The organism is Candidatus Pantoea formicae (assembly GCF_011752625.1).
GTDB lineage: Bacteria > Pseudomonadota > Gammaproteobacteria > Enterobacterales > Enterobacteriaceae > Pantoea > Pantoea formicae.
The window spans coordinates 48,360-63,036 of record NZ_VWXD01000009.1 but is presented as its reverse complement, the minus strand read 5'-3'; the positions used below and the strand labels follow the sequence as shown (position 1 = coordinate 63,036).

The 14,677-nt window shown below is 50.1% G+C and carries 10 protein-coding genes; 4 read left to right on the top strand and 6 right to left on the bottom strand.

Going from position 1 to position 14,677, the window contains the following annotated elements:
• Positions 1-400: 400 nt before the first annotated feature.
• Positions 401-1,894, top strand: coding sequence for an EAL domain-containing protein (locus tag F3J38_RS21605; protein ID WP_167141831.1), 1,494 nt, complete (start codon positions 401-403; stop codon positions 1,892-1,894).
• 951 nt (positions 1,895-2,845) lie between these two features.
• Here F3J38_RS21605 and F3J38_RS21600 read toward each other — a convergent pair.
• Together F3J38_RS21600 and F3J38_RS21595 are read right to left on the bottom strand one after the other, a co-directional pair.
• Entirely contained in the window at positions 2,846-3,106 is a 261-nt protein-coding gene (locus F3J38_RS21600; protein WP_167141828.1) for a hypothetical protein, read from the bottom strand.
• Positions 3,103-3,861 (bottom strand): tyrosine-type recombinase/integrase, encoded by a 759-nt coding sequence (locus tag F3J38_RS21595; RefSeq protein ID WP_444505528.1) that lies wholly within the window; start codon positions 3,859-3,861, stop codon positions 3,103-3,105. Before F3J38_RS21595 ends, F3J38_RS21600 begins: the two co-directional genes overlap by 4 nt.
• Before the next feature lie 1,461 nt (positions 3,862-5,322).
• On the opposite strand from F3J38_RS21595, the gene bamA reads away from it, so the two are divergent.
• Positions 5,323-7,752 (top strand): outer membrane protein assembly factor BamA, encoded by a 2,430-nt coding sequence (gene bamA, locus F3J38_RS21590; RefSeq protein ID WP_167141824.1) that lies wholly within the window; start codon positions 5,323-5,325, stop codon positions 7,750-7,752.
• Between the two features lie 336 nt (positions 7,753-8,088).
• Positions 8,089-9,018, top strand: a complete 930-nt coding sequence (locus F3J38_RS21585; RefSeq protein WP_167141821.1) for a glycosyltransferase family 9 protein — start codon at positions 8,089-8,091, stop codon at positions 9,016-9,018.
• A gap of 1 nt (position 9,019) precedes the next feature.
• Here F3J38_RS21585 and F3J38_RS21580 read toward each other — a convergent pair whose 3' ends face one another.
• Positions 9,020-9,391 carry a DUF1493 family protein gene (locus tag F3J38_RS21580; RefSeq protein ID WP_167141818.1) on the bottom strand — a complete coding sequence of 124 codons (372 nt, stop codon included), beginning with the start codon at positions 9,389-9,391 and terminating at the stop codon, positions 9,020-9,022.
• Positions 9,378-9,872 carry a hypothetical protein gene (locus F3J38_RS21575; RefSeq protein WP_167141815.1) on the bottom strand — a complete coding sequence of 165 codons (495 nt, stop codon included), beginning with the start codon at positions 9,870-9,872 and terminating at the stop codon, positions 9,378-9,380. The genes F3J38_RS21580 and F3J38_RS21575 overlap by 14 nt, the downstream gene beginning before the upstream one ends.
• Positions 9,873-10,197: 325 nt before the next feature.
• Here F3J38_RS21575 and F3J38_RS21570 point away from each other — a divergent pair, with 325 nt between their 5' ends.
• Positions 10,198-12,498 (top strand): FepA family TonB-dependent siderophore receptor, encoded by a 2,301-nt coding sequence (locus F3J38_RS21570; RefSeq protein ID WP_369411033.1) that lies wholly within the window; start codon positions 10,198-10,200, stop codon positions 12,496-12,498.
• Between the two features lie 37 nt (positions 12,499-12,535).
• Here F3J38_RS21570 and lptE read toward each other — a convergent pair whose 3' ends face one another.
• Together lptE and F3J38_RS21560 are read right to left on the bottom strand one after the other, a co-directional pair.
• A complete protein-coding gene (gene lptE, locus F3J38_RS21565; RefSeq protein ID WP_240156054.1) occupies positions 12,536-13,171 on the bottom strand; it encodes an LPS assembly lipoprotein LptE in 636 nt (211 codons plus the stop codon).
• Complete coding sequence (locus F3J38_RS21560) at positions 13,168-14,211, bottom strand: glycosyltransferase family 9 protein (protein ID WP_167141812.1); 1,044 nt, start codon at positions 14,209-14,211, stop codon at positions 13,168-13,170. The genes lptE and F3J38_RS21560 overlap by 4 nt, the downstream gene beginning before the upstream one ends.
• Between the last annotated feature and the right edge of the window lie 466 nt (positions 14,212-14,677).

Below are 14,677 nucleotides of genomic sequence, written 5' to 3'. Positions count from 1 at the left end.
GCATATCACTTGATATTAGCAGTAATTAATGGTACTACAATGTGCCTGAGGTGAGTGTCAGGTTTCAGTATCTGAACTGCTCACGGCCCCAGATGCCTGCAATCGCGCTAATGTAACAAAGGGCCGATGGCTGTACGTTGCAAAGCCTTTTTATGATTTTCAGACGAAAATATATTTCTCTGGCATAGCAGCATCGCCGTCTGCAATTGCCTGCGCTTTGGGAGCCTGATAAAGCGATTCCGGTCATCACTGGTGGGGAAATTCGCTGCGCTGAAGGAGTCAGGATCGCATAGCCACGTAGCTGGTCCCGTACTGTTCTCCCGTACCTAGAATTTTCCGGATAAATCTGGGCTGATAGGTATAACATGCCTGAGTGATTATCAGCTAAAGAGAAGCCGAGATGGAAGCCGGGCGAGATTTTCTTACAATTTTACGGCCAGGTCAGCGCGTGTCTGCAGCGGTCATCATGACGCTCGTGCTGCTGTGTGCGGGCGTCATGACCGTATTGAGTCACTTCAGCAAAACGGAAGAGCAGACCCGGAACGACAAAAATCAGCGGGCCAGCGACTATGTCGCCTCTCTTTACAGGGAAGCCGAAACCGTCAGCCGCGCCGCGGAGCCTTTTGAAGAAGGTGCCTGTACGAATGAAGTGCTCACGCGGCTGCGTCATATCGTGGCAGTGAATCCCCATATCCGCTCCGTAAATCTCTATCCGGAGAACGGTACGGGTTGCTCATCACTCGAAGGCCGGCTGCCGGAAAGGAAAGTCTCCTATTCAGAAGGCCATGTCCCTTTTTACACGACAATGAAACAGGAGGACGGATACATTTATTACCTGGTTTATTTCAGATCGTCCGCCTCTTTAACCGGCGTAGCTGTTAATGGTTATTTTGTGCGGGACGCGCTTCGCTATATTTCCCCCGATGCTGCCTTCTATCCTTTGCAGGATTTCATGAAGCTGAGTCCTGCGGGTTATGCCTGGAAAAGTTCACAATATCCCTTTGTGCTGGTTTCATCTGACTCCATTAACATCCGCAGGCTTCTTCTTCACAGCCGCGCGGTTATTCTTTTCATTCTTGGCGTCAGCCTGCTGGCGGGCTGGTTGACTTATGTCAGCACCGGTCTGATAAACACGCCGCGGTTTGCGTTGAAATACTATCTGTACAAAAAAAGCTTTTACCCGGTGTATCAGCCTGTTATCAGTACGCGAGACAGAAAGGTGGCGGGGCTGGAAATCCTCATGCGGTGCGGCAATAAAAAGGGGAATGAAGTGTCGCCGGCGCTTTTTATACCGCTTGCCGAACAGAGTGGAATGATTGGGGATCTGACTATGCAGCTGCTGGAGAAGGTGCGGAAGGACTTTGCTATGTTGTCAGAAAAAGGCCTCTATCTCGCCGTGAATATCACCTCCGAAATCGTCGAAAATCCCGGGACCTTTCGTGAATTACTGAAGTTTACCGAACATGCACAGCGCTATGGACTGGACGTGCTTGTTGAGATTACCGAACGTCAGAGCTTCAGCCTGACAGAACAGCTGTCCGAAAAATTCGCCCTGTTACGCAAAGCCGGCCTGCATGTTGCCATAGACGATTTCGGAACGGGATACTCTAATCTCTCCAGCATCACGCAGCTGAATCCGGATTACCTGAAAATTGACAAGGATTTTACTGGCTACAGTATGGCAGGGGGGGTCAGGGAAGCAGTGCTGGAGAGCGTGCTGCATATTTCCGCAATCACGGCTATTCCCGTAATTGCGGAAGGCATTGAAACTCCCGCGCAATTCCAGTATTTGCAGGAACGGGGCGTCTGGCTGTTCCAGGGATATCTCTTCTGCCGGCCCTCTGATAGCCGGCGCGTATGCGATTTCATCCAGGACTTCTCCGGTCGTCATTAATAGCTCCGTTTTGTCGGCTGCATGACATCTGTATGCAGACAATGAGAGGCGGTATACGGAACAGAGCTTAAAGAACAAATATCATCATTAGTAATAAATATTTTGCCGCCATGTGTCAGCTCATCATTCACCAAATGCCACTGCAAAGTTTACACCCGCTGATTCGCAGCTGAGCTCCTTATAAAGGGCTGAGATAATCAGGCCCCTGCTGAAAATAGGAAAAATGGGTAAAGGCTCTGCGGGGCAACAACCTGCATACGGCTGCCGATATCCCACACCGGCCCGGCAATACCGCCCGGACAGCGCTCCAGCGATGCATGCCTTGAGCGCTGCGATAAAGCGGAGCTGCTCTTCAGAAAAACGGTAATGGAAAGCCGGTTCTGGAGGTAAAAGGATCAGGTGTCCCTCTGCTCTCTGCTATGCACAATTCTGAACATCTGACTCATATTTATCTCGTGTCAGGTCAGATGAGAAGCGATCCAGTCCCACGAAGATTGAGTCAGCCAGCCATTGTATGGACGGGTAACCTTGATGATCAGCAGATGATCGTTGCTGTCGAGATGCTTTCGAAGCCGAATGCAGAGATTCTCCGCGTTTTCATTCGTACTGGTTAGCCAGGTTGAGTCAAGAGGGTGAAGATGATCGGTTTTTTTAAGCTCCTGATAGAGCGCATCGTATTTCTGGCCGGGAGTATTATGATCGTATGAAATACAGAAAACTGTCACTGAAGTTGTCTCTGTGAGTGAATCAGGTTCTAATAGTGTTAAAGCGCGTTTACGAATAAGACTATTGAATTATTTATAATTTGCAAGCTGGATCGATTCAACACTCCGGTAATATTTCAGCTACTCCGTAAAGGAAAAAAGCCGGCACACAAACAGGGCTATCATATGGCCGGATGCGGTTATTCCGGCCATCGGCAGTCCTGGGCGAGCCGGATTCAGCTCGTGACTAAAAGAGTGGAAGCAGCACGATTAGCATCCAAGCGCTGATCAGCCCGGTTATCAGCGCGGTGAGCAGCTGCGGAAGCGGCGAACGGGACGGTGGCAGGAAACCGTCCCAGCGACGTGTAAAAGCCGGACGATGACGGCGCCGGAGGTAATGGCGCCATGCGGCGATGTTCATCCACCACAGGTAAAGGTTTACCGCCAGAAGCCCGGTCAGCAGCAGCAGGTCCGGCACCGTAATCATATCCCACAACTCCCCTGTCACAGGCGCACCCCGGGCAGCAGCAGTGAGCGTGCCTCTAACGGATCCATCGAGAACCGCACGCCAAGCTGGCGCGTCACGTCCAGCGCAAACACCCGGGTATACCATTCGGTGGACTTCGCGTCCTTGTGCCCCATCAGCGTCTGGATGACTTTCTGCGGCACCTGGTGCTGCACCAGGTGCATCGCAAACGAGTCCCGGAACGTTTTGGGCGTCACCGGCCGGATGGAGAAGGTGACGCCGTCACGCTCGGCGGCCGCGACCGCCTGCGAGATCCAGCTGCGCGCGGTATCCTCGCTCCTGATATCCCACAGCCGGGCGCCCGCCGGCGGGTTTACCGTCGCAAACCATTCTCTTAACCGCTGCACGAACCCCGGATCGGTGAGCGGCACCGCGCGCGGCGGGTTCTCCTGAATTTCCTTCTCTGCCTCCCGCTCCGCCTGCTGTTCCTCCTTCGTCGGGCGGCCGCGCCGGCGGCTGCGGTTTCTTGCGGCCTCCTCGAGCCCGCGCTGCTTGAGGGTGCGCAGCACCACGAACGGTGACGACAGCGGCGCGCCGGTGAGCGGGTCGTCGAGCACAAAGTCCTCCCGGGTCAGCGGCAGTATTTCGTTCAGTCGCCCGCCGGTGTTCCACAGGGCGTCGATGAACAGCCGTTTGCGGAGATCGGTCACCTTAGCGAGCAGCACCGCCACCTCGGGCGCCAGCAGGTAGCGGGGCATGTCGGTGCCGTAAGCGGCGGCGAGGTTGCGCAGCGCCACCGCACTTTCATAGTCAAAGTAGCGCGCGGCGCCATGATCGTGCAGATTATGCTCAGTGACAACGCTGTGCGAATTCTGCGGGATTTCTCGGGGTAAAGTGCTCAGATTTTCAGTCTCCGTCGTCTGCCGGGTGAGAACGTATTTTCGCGCGTCTGTCCAGCGAAAACCACGGGAATAAATCGATCCTCTCCGGATCCTCTGTGGAACGGTTTTCCGGCTATTTTTCCGTATACGGAGAATAACCTGGACGGCCCGGAATAAAAAGCGGGGCGTTCGGCGGCGGTTCCGGCGGAAAATGTACCGTAACTCACTGACGATAAAGCAAAGTTAAGCCAGAGAGGCCCGTCACGATCGTACCAGGCACTCTGATGTGGATGCCTGGCTACCCACTGAATTGAGTAAAACACTGCGCTGGCACGCGAAATGCTCATAACATCAATGGCTGAAGGGTACAGGGCGCTTATTGTCTGTACCGTCAGCAAACACTACTCTGCTGCCGGAAAAGTCAGCAATGCCTGAGCAGGCACTCACAGGAGATTCAGTTTATGACTAAGAAAAAAGATGCCCGAGCGGTCTAAGCACTGGTTTGAATGCAGCAATGGTTAAAGCCCCGAAGTGGCGGTTCAAAATAGAGTTGATATTAAATTTAATAACCTGTCTGGTAATTTTGAGAAATCGGCAGGGAAATTGAAAGTGAATCAAAGAAAAGTCATCATATCATAAAAGATATAAAAAAAATCTTGAAGTGCTAAGCATCCCTTATTGAAATAATAATATTTTAAATTTGCATAAGCCTGCTGGAGAAAAATTTCGGCATTCAAATCCACCTGTTTTCAAACATAAAACTATGAAACACGAATATACCGATCATAAGAGAGATCGGCACTCACCATTTTCCGGTATACTTTCTCAGCTGTAAAGACGCAGTGTCCAAAGTAATGAGTAAAAACAGGCATTTTTAACCTTCCCTGGAAGATAATGGACCCGGCGTTCATTCTTATAAATCTGTCCCCCTGGCAAAAAAAGACGGGGATATTATAGGACAACACCAATATGCACCCCTGAGGGCTGACAGCATAATAAATTTGTTTTGTTCTGTTACAGCTGTGTTTATTGATAGTAAAAATCATCTCTTTTCCATTACGCATATTACAGGTATGCATATGACAGAGACAAAACAAACAAGTTCAGTGTGACTGTCAAAAGAAAATCTCATCGCTGGCATTATTTCAAGATGCCATTCCCTGCTTTGAAAAATATTCATTCAGTATCAATGCTGCATATTCATTACAGGTTACTGTAATGAAATCGAAAAATCGTTAACGCTCAAGAATTAAAATGAACGCAAACTGTCTCAAAACGCATTACTCATATCAAACAACATATATCTGTGAATCATGCACCTGTCTCTTTAAAAGCAATATGTATGGCTATTCAGACGGATCATCAGGACAACAAAGAATGAGAAAGTTAGTGACCGGGCTACTCTTCATCGCGACCTCTGCTACGGCGGGAGCAGGTGAACTTATGATAAATGACATTAAATTTGAGGGTCTGCAAAGAGTTACCAGAGGGGCAGTACTGCTTACAATGCCGGTTCACGTGGGTGAACAGGTGGACGATGAAGAAATCCGTCAGACCATTCGTGCCCTTTTTGCATCCGGTAGCTTTGATGACGTCCAGGTGTTACGCGACGGAAATACCCTCATTGTCAAAGTCAAAGAACGCCCAGCGATTGCCAGCATATCTTTCGCCGGAAATAAGGCGCTTAAGGAAGACCAGCTCAGGCAGAATCTGGATGCGTCAGGTATCAGAGTGGGAGAAGCTCTTGATCGCACCATGCTTTCAGATATTGAGAAAGGACTGGAAGATTTTTATTACAGTTCCGGGAAATACACGGCCAGCGTCAAAGCGGTTGTCACGCCGTTGCCTCGCAATCGCGTAGATCTTAAATTTGTATTTAATGAAGGTGTGTCGGCAAAAATTCAGCAAATCAATATTGTCGGCAATCAGGCTTTCTCTTCCGATGAGCTCATCTCTCACTTACAGCTCCGGGACGATGTCCCATGGTGGAACCTCATCGCCGACAGAAAGTATCAGAAACAGAAACTGGCTGCCGATCTTGAAACGCTCAGAAGTTACTATCTGGACCGCGGTTATGCGCGTTTCGCTATTAATTCTACCCAGGTCAGTCTTACGCCCGATAAGAAAGGAATTTACCTGACCGTCAATCTTCATGAAGGCGATGTTTACCATGTATCTCAGGTCATTTTTACCGGAGATATGTCCGGACATGCCGAGGAAATTGAAAAAATCGCTAATTTCCCTCAGGGCGCTCTGTATAGTGGTGCGGCCATAACGACTAAGGAAGACGCTGTAAAATCAATGCTTGGCCGGAATGGTTATGCATTTCCGCAGGTCAGCACGCAGCCTGAAATTAACGATGCAGATAAAACGGTAATTTTACATGTTAACGTCGATTCGGGGCGTCGCTTTTACGTTCGCAGGGTGAAATTCAGCGGCAATGATACTTCGCGGGATGCCGTCCTTCGCAGGGAGATGCGGCAGATGGAAGGTGCCTGGCTCGCAGGAGACAAGCTTGAACAGGGCAAGGCTCGCCTGAACCGCACGGGATATTTTGAGAGCGTAGATGTCGACACTCAGCGCGTACCGGGAAGTCCGGATCAGGTTGACGTGATCTACAAAGTGAAAGAGCGGAATACCGGAACGTTTAATGTCGGCCTCGGTTATGGTACGGACAGTGGTATCAGCTATCAGCTTGGCGTCAGCCAGGACAACTGGCTGGGGACGGGTAACACGGTAAGCTTTAGTGGTACAAAAAACAGCTATCAGACCTATGTTGAGGTGGGGGCGACTAACCCCTATTTCACCGTGGATGGTGTCAGTCTGGGCGGGAAGCTCTTCTATAATGACTACAGCGCAGAAGACAATGACCTGTCTGAGTATACACTGAAAAGTATTGGCGCGGGCAGCACGCTGAGTTTTCCTGTCAGTGAAAACAGTAATCTGAGCACCGGATTTGATTATGTTTATAACCGCGTAAGCAACATGTCTCCGCAGGTTTCAATGTGGCGCTATCTGGGTTCACAGGGGATCCATCCTTCCGTGACAACTCGTACGGTTGATGATGACGGAGCGAGCGATGCGACCTATACCGCTAATGATTTCTTCTGGAATGCCGGCTGGGGATATAATTCACTGGATCGCGGCTTTTTTCCTACGTCAGGTGTAACGGCCGGGTTCAATACTAAAGTCACCATTCCGGGCTCAACCAACAGTTACTACAAGAGTACGCTGAACGCCAGTGCTTACCTGCCAATCAGCAGTGACCACCGCTGGGTACTGATGGGCCGGACGAAAGCAGGATATGCAGATGGGCTGGGCGGCAAAGAGGTGCCGTTTTACGACAACTTTTACGCTGGCGGTTCCAGCTCTGTACGCGGTTTTTCCTCAAACACTATCGGCCCCAAAGCAGCTTATTATCGCTGTAACGGTTCTGAAAGCAGTACCAGTGCGTGCCCGGTGACGAAATCCAGCGATGCGGTGGGAGGAAATGCGATGGGGATTATCAGTGCGGAACTGATTACCCCGACGCCGTTTGTCAGCGAGCGTTACGCGGACTCGCTCAGAACATCGTTTTTTGTTGATGCGGGGAGCGTGTGGGATACAAAATGGCAGAATACTGCCGAGACCCGTGCTGCGGGCATCCCGGATTACAGCGATCCAACTAAGATCCGCGTGTCGTCAGGGGTGGCCCTGCAGTGGCAGTCCCCTCTGGGACCGCTGGTCTTTTCCTACGCCCTGCCTCTTAAGAAATATGAAGGGGATAAGTCAGAACAGTTTCAATTCAACATTGGTAAGACCTGGTAGCAACCTATCGGCCGGGACGATCTCCCGGCTTTATTTAACCCCGCGGTCACTCCGTCAAATTTTATGCTGACAGGTTGAAAGAAATCTGAAATTTTTATGAGGTAAATATCATGCAGGATACAGAAAGGGAGAAGGCAACTCACAGAACAATCATTCATCTGTTTTTCATTAGCATTACAAATTCATCTTAAATCTTACTTTATATTGGGTGTTTCATGTTTTGATATAATCACTATATCACCTATTATGTACAACGTCTGGTGAGAAAAACCATTCCCTGATTGAGACACTTATTATCTTCGCCGGCGTGGATGCCGGCTTTTTTTTGGAAATAATATGAAGATACTGATTATAGGTGCCGATGACGTGGTCACCAATCTTTCGGCTACGCCTTTTCTCAGAAAACTGGCCTGTAACGATCTCATTAAAATCGATATGCTGATCAGAACAGAACAGCAACCCTTATTTATTACAAATCCTGATATCAGAAAAATATTCAGAGTCAACGCTATGTCCTGTCACTCACGATGGGGCCGGTTATTTTTCCGGATGATATTGTTGAAAACACTCATGGCCATGCGTCATGAACAGTTCGACTGTATTATCTCCCTCAATTCTGTCAGTACCCGTCAGTCCAGAATGTGGAAAATACTTAGTGGCGCAAAGTGGACCGGTTATTTCCGCGATGATGGCTTTATTGACTACTATCATAAACTGACTGGAACTGATACTTTTCCGGAGTCTGATAGAGTGCAAACCCGGGAAGCCTCTTTGAAGCTGTACCCTGATCTCCAGTCTGCCATGTTGATGGCCAGACGCTACTGCATCTCTCTGACGGCTGAAAATATCGGTATAGTCATTAACTCTGCATCTCGTGTCGGCTGGACCGCAGTGCAATGGGCAAAGCTCATGCGTGAACTCGCCGTGCGTGGACGCGTTTTCCTTATATCAGCCGGAGATAAATCTGTATCTGGCCACCAGGACAGGGTAATCATGGCCGAAGCTGAGTCGTTATGCAGCGACGTGGTCGTGACGATGGTGACCACGACAAAAACAGCTGATTTTATTGCCATGATATCTCTGTGCAGCAGGTTAGTCAGTGCAGATCGGGACGCGGCCTGGATGGCCGCATCGCTGCGAGTGCCGGTGATTTATCCCGGAACATATCCGGTGAGTGATATTCCGCCCGAATGTCAGCGAGTCATTAACGCTGAAGCAGATGGAATTTTCAGTACAAGTGTCAGCAGCAATGGATTTTACAGCTGATTCAAATCCGCCTTATACAGGTGGGTTCTGCCCGCCTGTCTATCCAGTACCCAACCCGGACTGACTCTGTAAGAAGCTTGAGCGTAAGGGGCTTTGCACGACTTTCCTGTCCATGCTGATACCTTATAAGATTGATGCAAAGGCTTGTCTCGCCGTCTGCCGGAAAATACAACGCGTGCTGGTAGCCGGAGGAATCTACGTTAAAGCGGGTGAAAAATTCGTCCATCAACATTTCTGCATAAACTTCATTTATTCCGGTCCACAGCAGGTGCATATCTCTTTTTCTGAAGACAGATTGCCCCATAACTTTTCCGGCGTAGTAGGTCAGCATTTTGAGGATTTCTTGCTCGGCAGTCGTATTACGAGTGTTCATATACTGCCTCTTCCACTGCGTTGATGAGCCCGCTTTTCAGCCTGCTAATAAAAATCTTTTTTTTATGACTTATCAATCTTGTGCCCTCATAATCAGCACCATCGCTTTGCGCATGGTGCAAGCCTGCGTCGGGTAAAATGACGGTCTTAATCCGCGCCGCGCCGGCAACAAGCACCAACATATTATCTTCCGTAAGAATCACGTGTTGGCGTCTTATCGCGGCAGTCAGCATTTTTACGCCGTCTGAGTATGTTGGTGTGAACAGATTATATTTCACATGCTTCTCCAGCAAGAGTATCAGTTCAGGGGTAAAGCGGTAATCAGCATTACAGTTGTAAAACGTCAATCGGAGGTCCGGAATTTTCACCCGAAATTCCGTCAGCAAAGGGAGCAGATTTACCAGCGTTTCGTCATCATAGCCTGAAATATTCAACATTAAATTTATGGCGCCACAACGTGTGTTATCACGGAGCTTAGTCATGCATTATCTTTCCACACAACGTATTCATTTTTAATATCTCCTTCTGGAATTTTTTCCATGATTCAGAGACAGTTTTATAACTGTTAAATTCACGGCGTTTGTTTTTTCTTTACAAAATTTACGCTATTTATTCATTCAATATTCACTTGCCTGGGGTTCATAATTACTTAATTTTTGCCACTGCACCCATCCCCGGCTGACACACTGGATGATTTTCAATTGAATTACGGATATCTTTCAACTGCCATACGGAAACGTTAACTGAGAATCATTCTCACCGGAATATAATAGGGTTCTTTTCCACTATATTCTCTGGATCCGGAAAGTGTGCAATAAACCGCTATTGAATAATTCATTGATTATGACTTCCGTCTGTATCGGCCTCTTTTCCCCTGTCAGGGCAGAGCTGCAGGTCAGTGATGCTACTGTAGTTTCTCAGACCACCCAGCAGACAACGCAAGATTCGTCATTGCAAATTTCAGCACGCAAAAACTCTGTAAAGGAAAATACACTCACGGTGACCGCCCGCGAGCAGACACTTCAGGCACCCGGCGTGTCCATTATTGAAAGTGATGCACTGAAAAAGCATCCCGTACAAAGAGACGTGTCAGAGATGATTCGCACCATGCCCGGCGTTAATCTGACCGGCAACTCTGCCAGCGGCCAGCGCGGTAACAACCGTCAGATCGATATCCGGGGTATGGGGCCGGAAAACACACTGATTCTAATAGACGGAATGCCGGTCAGCAGCCGCAACTCGGTGCGCTACGGATGGCGGGGCGAGCGGGATACCCGTGGCGACAGCAACTGGGTGCCGCCTGAAATGATTGAGCGTATCGAGGTTATACGTGGACCTGCCGCTGCACTCTACGGCAATGGAGCCATGGGAGGGGTGGTAAATATCATCACCAAACCAGCGACACGCGAGTGGCACGGTAACTTTAACACCTATTTCAATGCACCGGAGCACAAGTCAGAAGGTTCAACAAAGCGCTACAGCGCCAGCCTCAGTGGAGAAATCGCCGATAACCTGACGGCGCGGCTTTACGGGAACTGGGGTAAGACACAGGCTGACGCGCAGGATATTAACAGCGGTCATGAAGCAGCCAGAACCGGCAAGTATGCCGGGCAGTATCCTGCGGGGCGTGAAGGGGTTATTAATAAAAATATTGGTGCTGCCCTGCGCTGGGAATTTATGCCCCGGCAAGCCTTTGAGCTTGAAGCCGGATTTAGCCGGCAGGGCAATCTTTACGCAGGCGATACCCAGAACACCAACTCCAGTACGCTTACTAAATCCTACTACGGTAAAGAAACAAACGTTATTTATCGTCAGAGTCTGAGCCTGAAATATACCGGTTCCTGGGATAATGGCGTAACTACCAGCAACTATATTCAGTTTGAAAAGACCCGTAACCGCCGGCTTAATGAAGGATTATCGGGTGGCGTTGAAGGCATGTTCAGTACGTCTGACACAGGGTTTTCAACTATTTATCTGAATGACACTAATCTGCATTCAGACGTCAGCATACCGTTTGAGGCAGGAGTACCGCAGACACTTACGTTGGGTGCTGAAATGAACCACCAGTCCATGAAAGATCCAACCTCAAATACCCAGTCGACGAGTTCCGGCGGCAGCGTTTCCGGGGTTTCCAGCTCGGGACGTAGCGCCTACAGCTCAGCCGATATTTACAGTCTTTATACAGAGGATAATATTGAGCTTACAGACTCGACCAAACTGACCCCGGGACTGCGTTTTAACTATCAGACCATCACCGGCAGTAACTTCAGTCCGGCCCTCAATCTCTCCCAGGATCTGGGCGACGACTTCACCCTGAAAATGGGCATCGCCCGCGCCTGGAAAGCGCCAAATCTCTACCAGACTAACCCGAACTATCTGCTCTACAGCAGCGGAAATGGTTGTTACGCTAGCTCAGGAAGCTGCTATCTGCAGGGAAACAGCGATCTGAAAGCAGAGACCAGCGTCAACAAGGAAATCGGTATTGAATACAAGCATGAAGGTGTACAGGCCGGGCTGACATGGTATCGCAACGACTACCATAATAAAATTGAGGCGGGCTACTCTGCCGCATACTCTAATGGCACATCCGATGTTTACAAGTGGGAGAACGTGCCTAAGGCTGTTGTCCAGGGAGTGGAGGGAACCTTCAACTTCCCGGTCAGTGAGACAGTTAATGTCAAAAACAATCTGACTTATATTATTGAGAATAAAAATAAGACCACAGGTGATTACCTGACCGTAATCCCTAAGTTTACCCTGAATTCTACGGCAGACTGGCAGGCGACTGAAAAGTTAGCCGTGCAGGGGACGATGACCTGGTACGGAAAGCAGAAGCCCAAAAAGTATAATTACAAAGGAGAAGCCACCTCCGGCAGCGAAACGTGGCAGGTATCCCCTTATGCCCTGTTTGGCGCCAGCGCCGTGTACAGTATTAATAAATATGTCGACCTGACAGCCGGGATTGACAATCTTCTCGATAAACGCCACTTCAGAGAAGGCAATTCAACCACGACCGGCAGCTCAGGCACTTACGCTTACGGCGCAGGTGCCCGGACGTATAATGAATCAGGACGCACCTACTATATGGAGCTCGGACTGCATTTCTGATGGACGGCTTCAGGGACCTGACGGGTCCCTGAACCTGTCAGGATGGCTGACGACACGTGTTGTGCTTATCCCATATAGCCAGTACACGGCGACTGATCATCATAGCAGCCTGCTGATACATCTCTTCTGTGTAAACTTCTTTCGCCGCATCCACCGCCAGCGCCCCACTGGTATAATTGATATATGACTTGTGGGGCCTGATGCTGACGCTCACGGTTGAGCAGCCAGGTGCGGTAATGCTGACGCGGGCATCCATAACCATTTCATATTCCGCCGTACTGCCGTTAATGAATACTGACGCAGTATCCGATCCTACCCGGGAAGAAATCAGATCCACCCTGACCGTTTCCGGCGTGGCATCACTGCCATTACGCATCACTTCTATGCCGTCCAGCCTGAGTTCACGCCTGACCGCTCGAGCGTAGGGCCCGTAAGGATCTGTTGTTGTCAGACTGACTGATATTGTCTTTCCCCCGCGGATGTGTCCATGCCGGTGAAAGCCGCAACCGCACAGGAGCAGTACCGCCCCCGGCATCACTAAACGGACAAAAAGAACGGCGCTGTGCCTGCTCAGCATTCTCAGGTTTTCTGTGAAAACAGCCAGCGCCACCCGCAGGCTGGCCGGATTTTCCATGGCCGACTTCAGGCACTGGTACGCGAGGCACAACTTCATACGCTGGCTCCTTGCTCACCTGCCGGGCTGATAAGCGGAACGATCGCATTCATAACGTTTTCCGGGCTGATATCATTGACGTGTTCACGGCTGCCCCGCAGAGCCTGATGAGGCACATGCCATGGATGCCAGTGTGCCGGATCGCTGTTGCCATATAATGCCACGACCGGTAATCCGAGCGCGGCTGCAACATGTACAGCCCCCCCGTCGCTGCTCACCACTGCTGAACACAGGGAGAGCGCAGCTTTGAGTTCTTCCAGCGTGCGGGTAGGCACGGCCTCAAGTCCGTAACGTGCCGCCAGTCCGGTGATGTATTCCGCCTTAATGTCGTCGCCCGGGTGCATGGGGTTCGAGCTGTCGCCGGGTGACCAGAATAGAAACATGCGGCATCTGTAGCGCTCAGCGATAAGGCGGGCAAGCGTGATAAAGTTACTCGCAGACCACTGTTGGGCCGGTTTTCGTGCGCTTATCTGCAGGGCAATGATACGCTCGCCCGGCGCAACGTCACAGGTCATCCTGAACTTCGTTACCAGCTCAGGGGCCGGGTAGACGCTGCTCTTCCCGGGGTTAAACCGGCGCAGCGGCGGTACGTCCGTTACGGCTGCAGCCAGCCTGAAAAGCCTTTCAGCAACGTGCAGGGTGCCTTCAGCCCGGGACACAAGCCTGTCAATCAGCGGATGGGCTTCATCCCCGAATGCGATAACGCGCTTTGCGCCTATGCCGGCAGCCCACTTGACCGAATGCGGATCCCAGGACGATTTAGCGATAATCACCGCGTCATATTTTTCCTTTCTCAGCCTGAATATGGTTTTTAATCGTACGGCAGCAGCCACGATAACGCTGATCAGGTTTTTACAGTGTTTGGATTTGCTGTACTCATGCACTTTACGGATATGCGGATTATGGCTGAACACCGGCGAGGCATAGCTGTTTGTCAGCACATCTGTGGTCGCTCCGTGGATAGTGGACAGGTGTACTATGAGGGGCGTGGCAAGTATGCTGTCGCCGATGTTATCTCTGCAGATGACCAGTATCTTCACCTTAAATTACCTCTCTGAAATGATTAACGGATGGTCAGATTCCGCGTAATCATTTACGTTCAGCGAGGCATCCCGGCTTTTCACTGAATTTCATATTCAGTGCAAAAGGCTTACAGTTCGTACATTGTCAGTGGCCCATAGATACTTTTCACTCAAAGCATAACCAAATATGTTCAATCTGCTGGAATCATGACCTCAGACATCTGCACTGAAGCGCTGGGCAATCGCGGTAAGGCAAAATACGGTTAATACAGGTGAGATAGAAAAGTTACACTCCTGCCAAAACAGTATTTGTACACGTCATTTTTCTTTCGGCACTGCGCTGATAAAGGGACTGACAATACGCAGAAATAAGGTCACCGGAACACTGTAAGTCCGGCAATAGTCTTCTGCCATTATCCAGAATTCTTTTTCGCTTGGGTTAAGCCGGCTGAGCGGATAGTGGCCACCGCCGACGCGGGTGTAG

Excerpts from the sequence above, each read along its gene's own strand:
- F3J38_RS21605 (WP_167141831.1), top strand. The coding sequence starts at position 401 with ATGGAAGCCGGGCGAGATTTTCTTACAATTTTACGGCCAGGTCAGCGC.
- F3J38_RS21585 (WP_167141821.1), top strand. The coding sequence starts at position 8,089 with ATGAAGATACTGATTATAGGTGCCGATGACGTGGTCACCAATCTTTCG.
- bamA (WP_167141824.1), top strand. The coding sequence starts at position 5,323 with ATGAGAAAGTTAGTGACCGGGCTACTCTTCATCGCGACCTCTGCTACG.
- lptE (WP_240156054.1), bottom strand. The coding sequence starts at position 13,171 with ATGAAGTTGTGCCTCGCGTACCAGTGCCTGAAGTCGGCCATGGAAAAT.
- F3J38_RS21575 (WP_167141815.1), bottom strand. The coding sequence starts at position 9,872 with ATGACTAAGCTCCGTGATAACACACGTTGTGGCGCCATAAATTTAATG.
- F3J38_RS21580 (WP_167141818.1), bottom strand. The coding sequence starts at position 9,391 with ATGAACACTCGTAATACGACTGCCGAGCAAGAAATCCTCAAAATGCTG.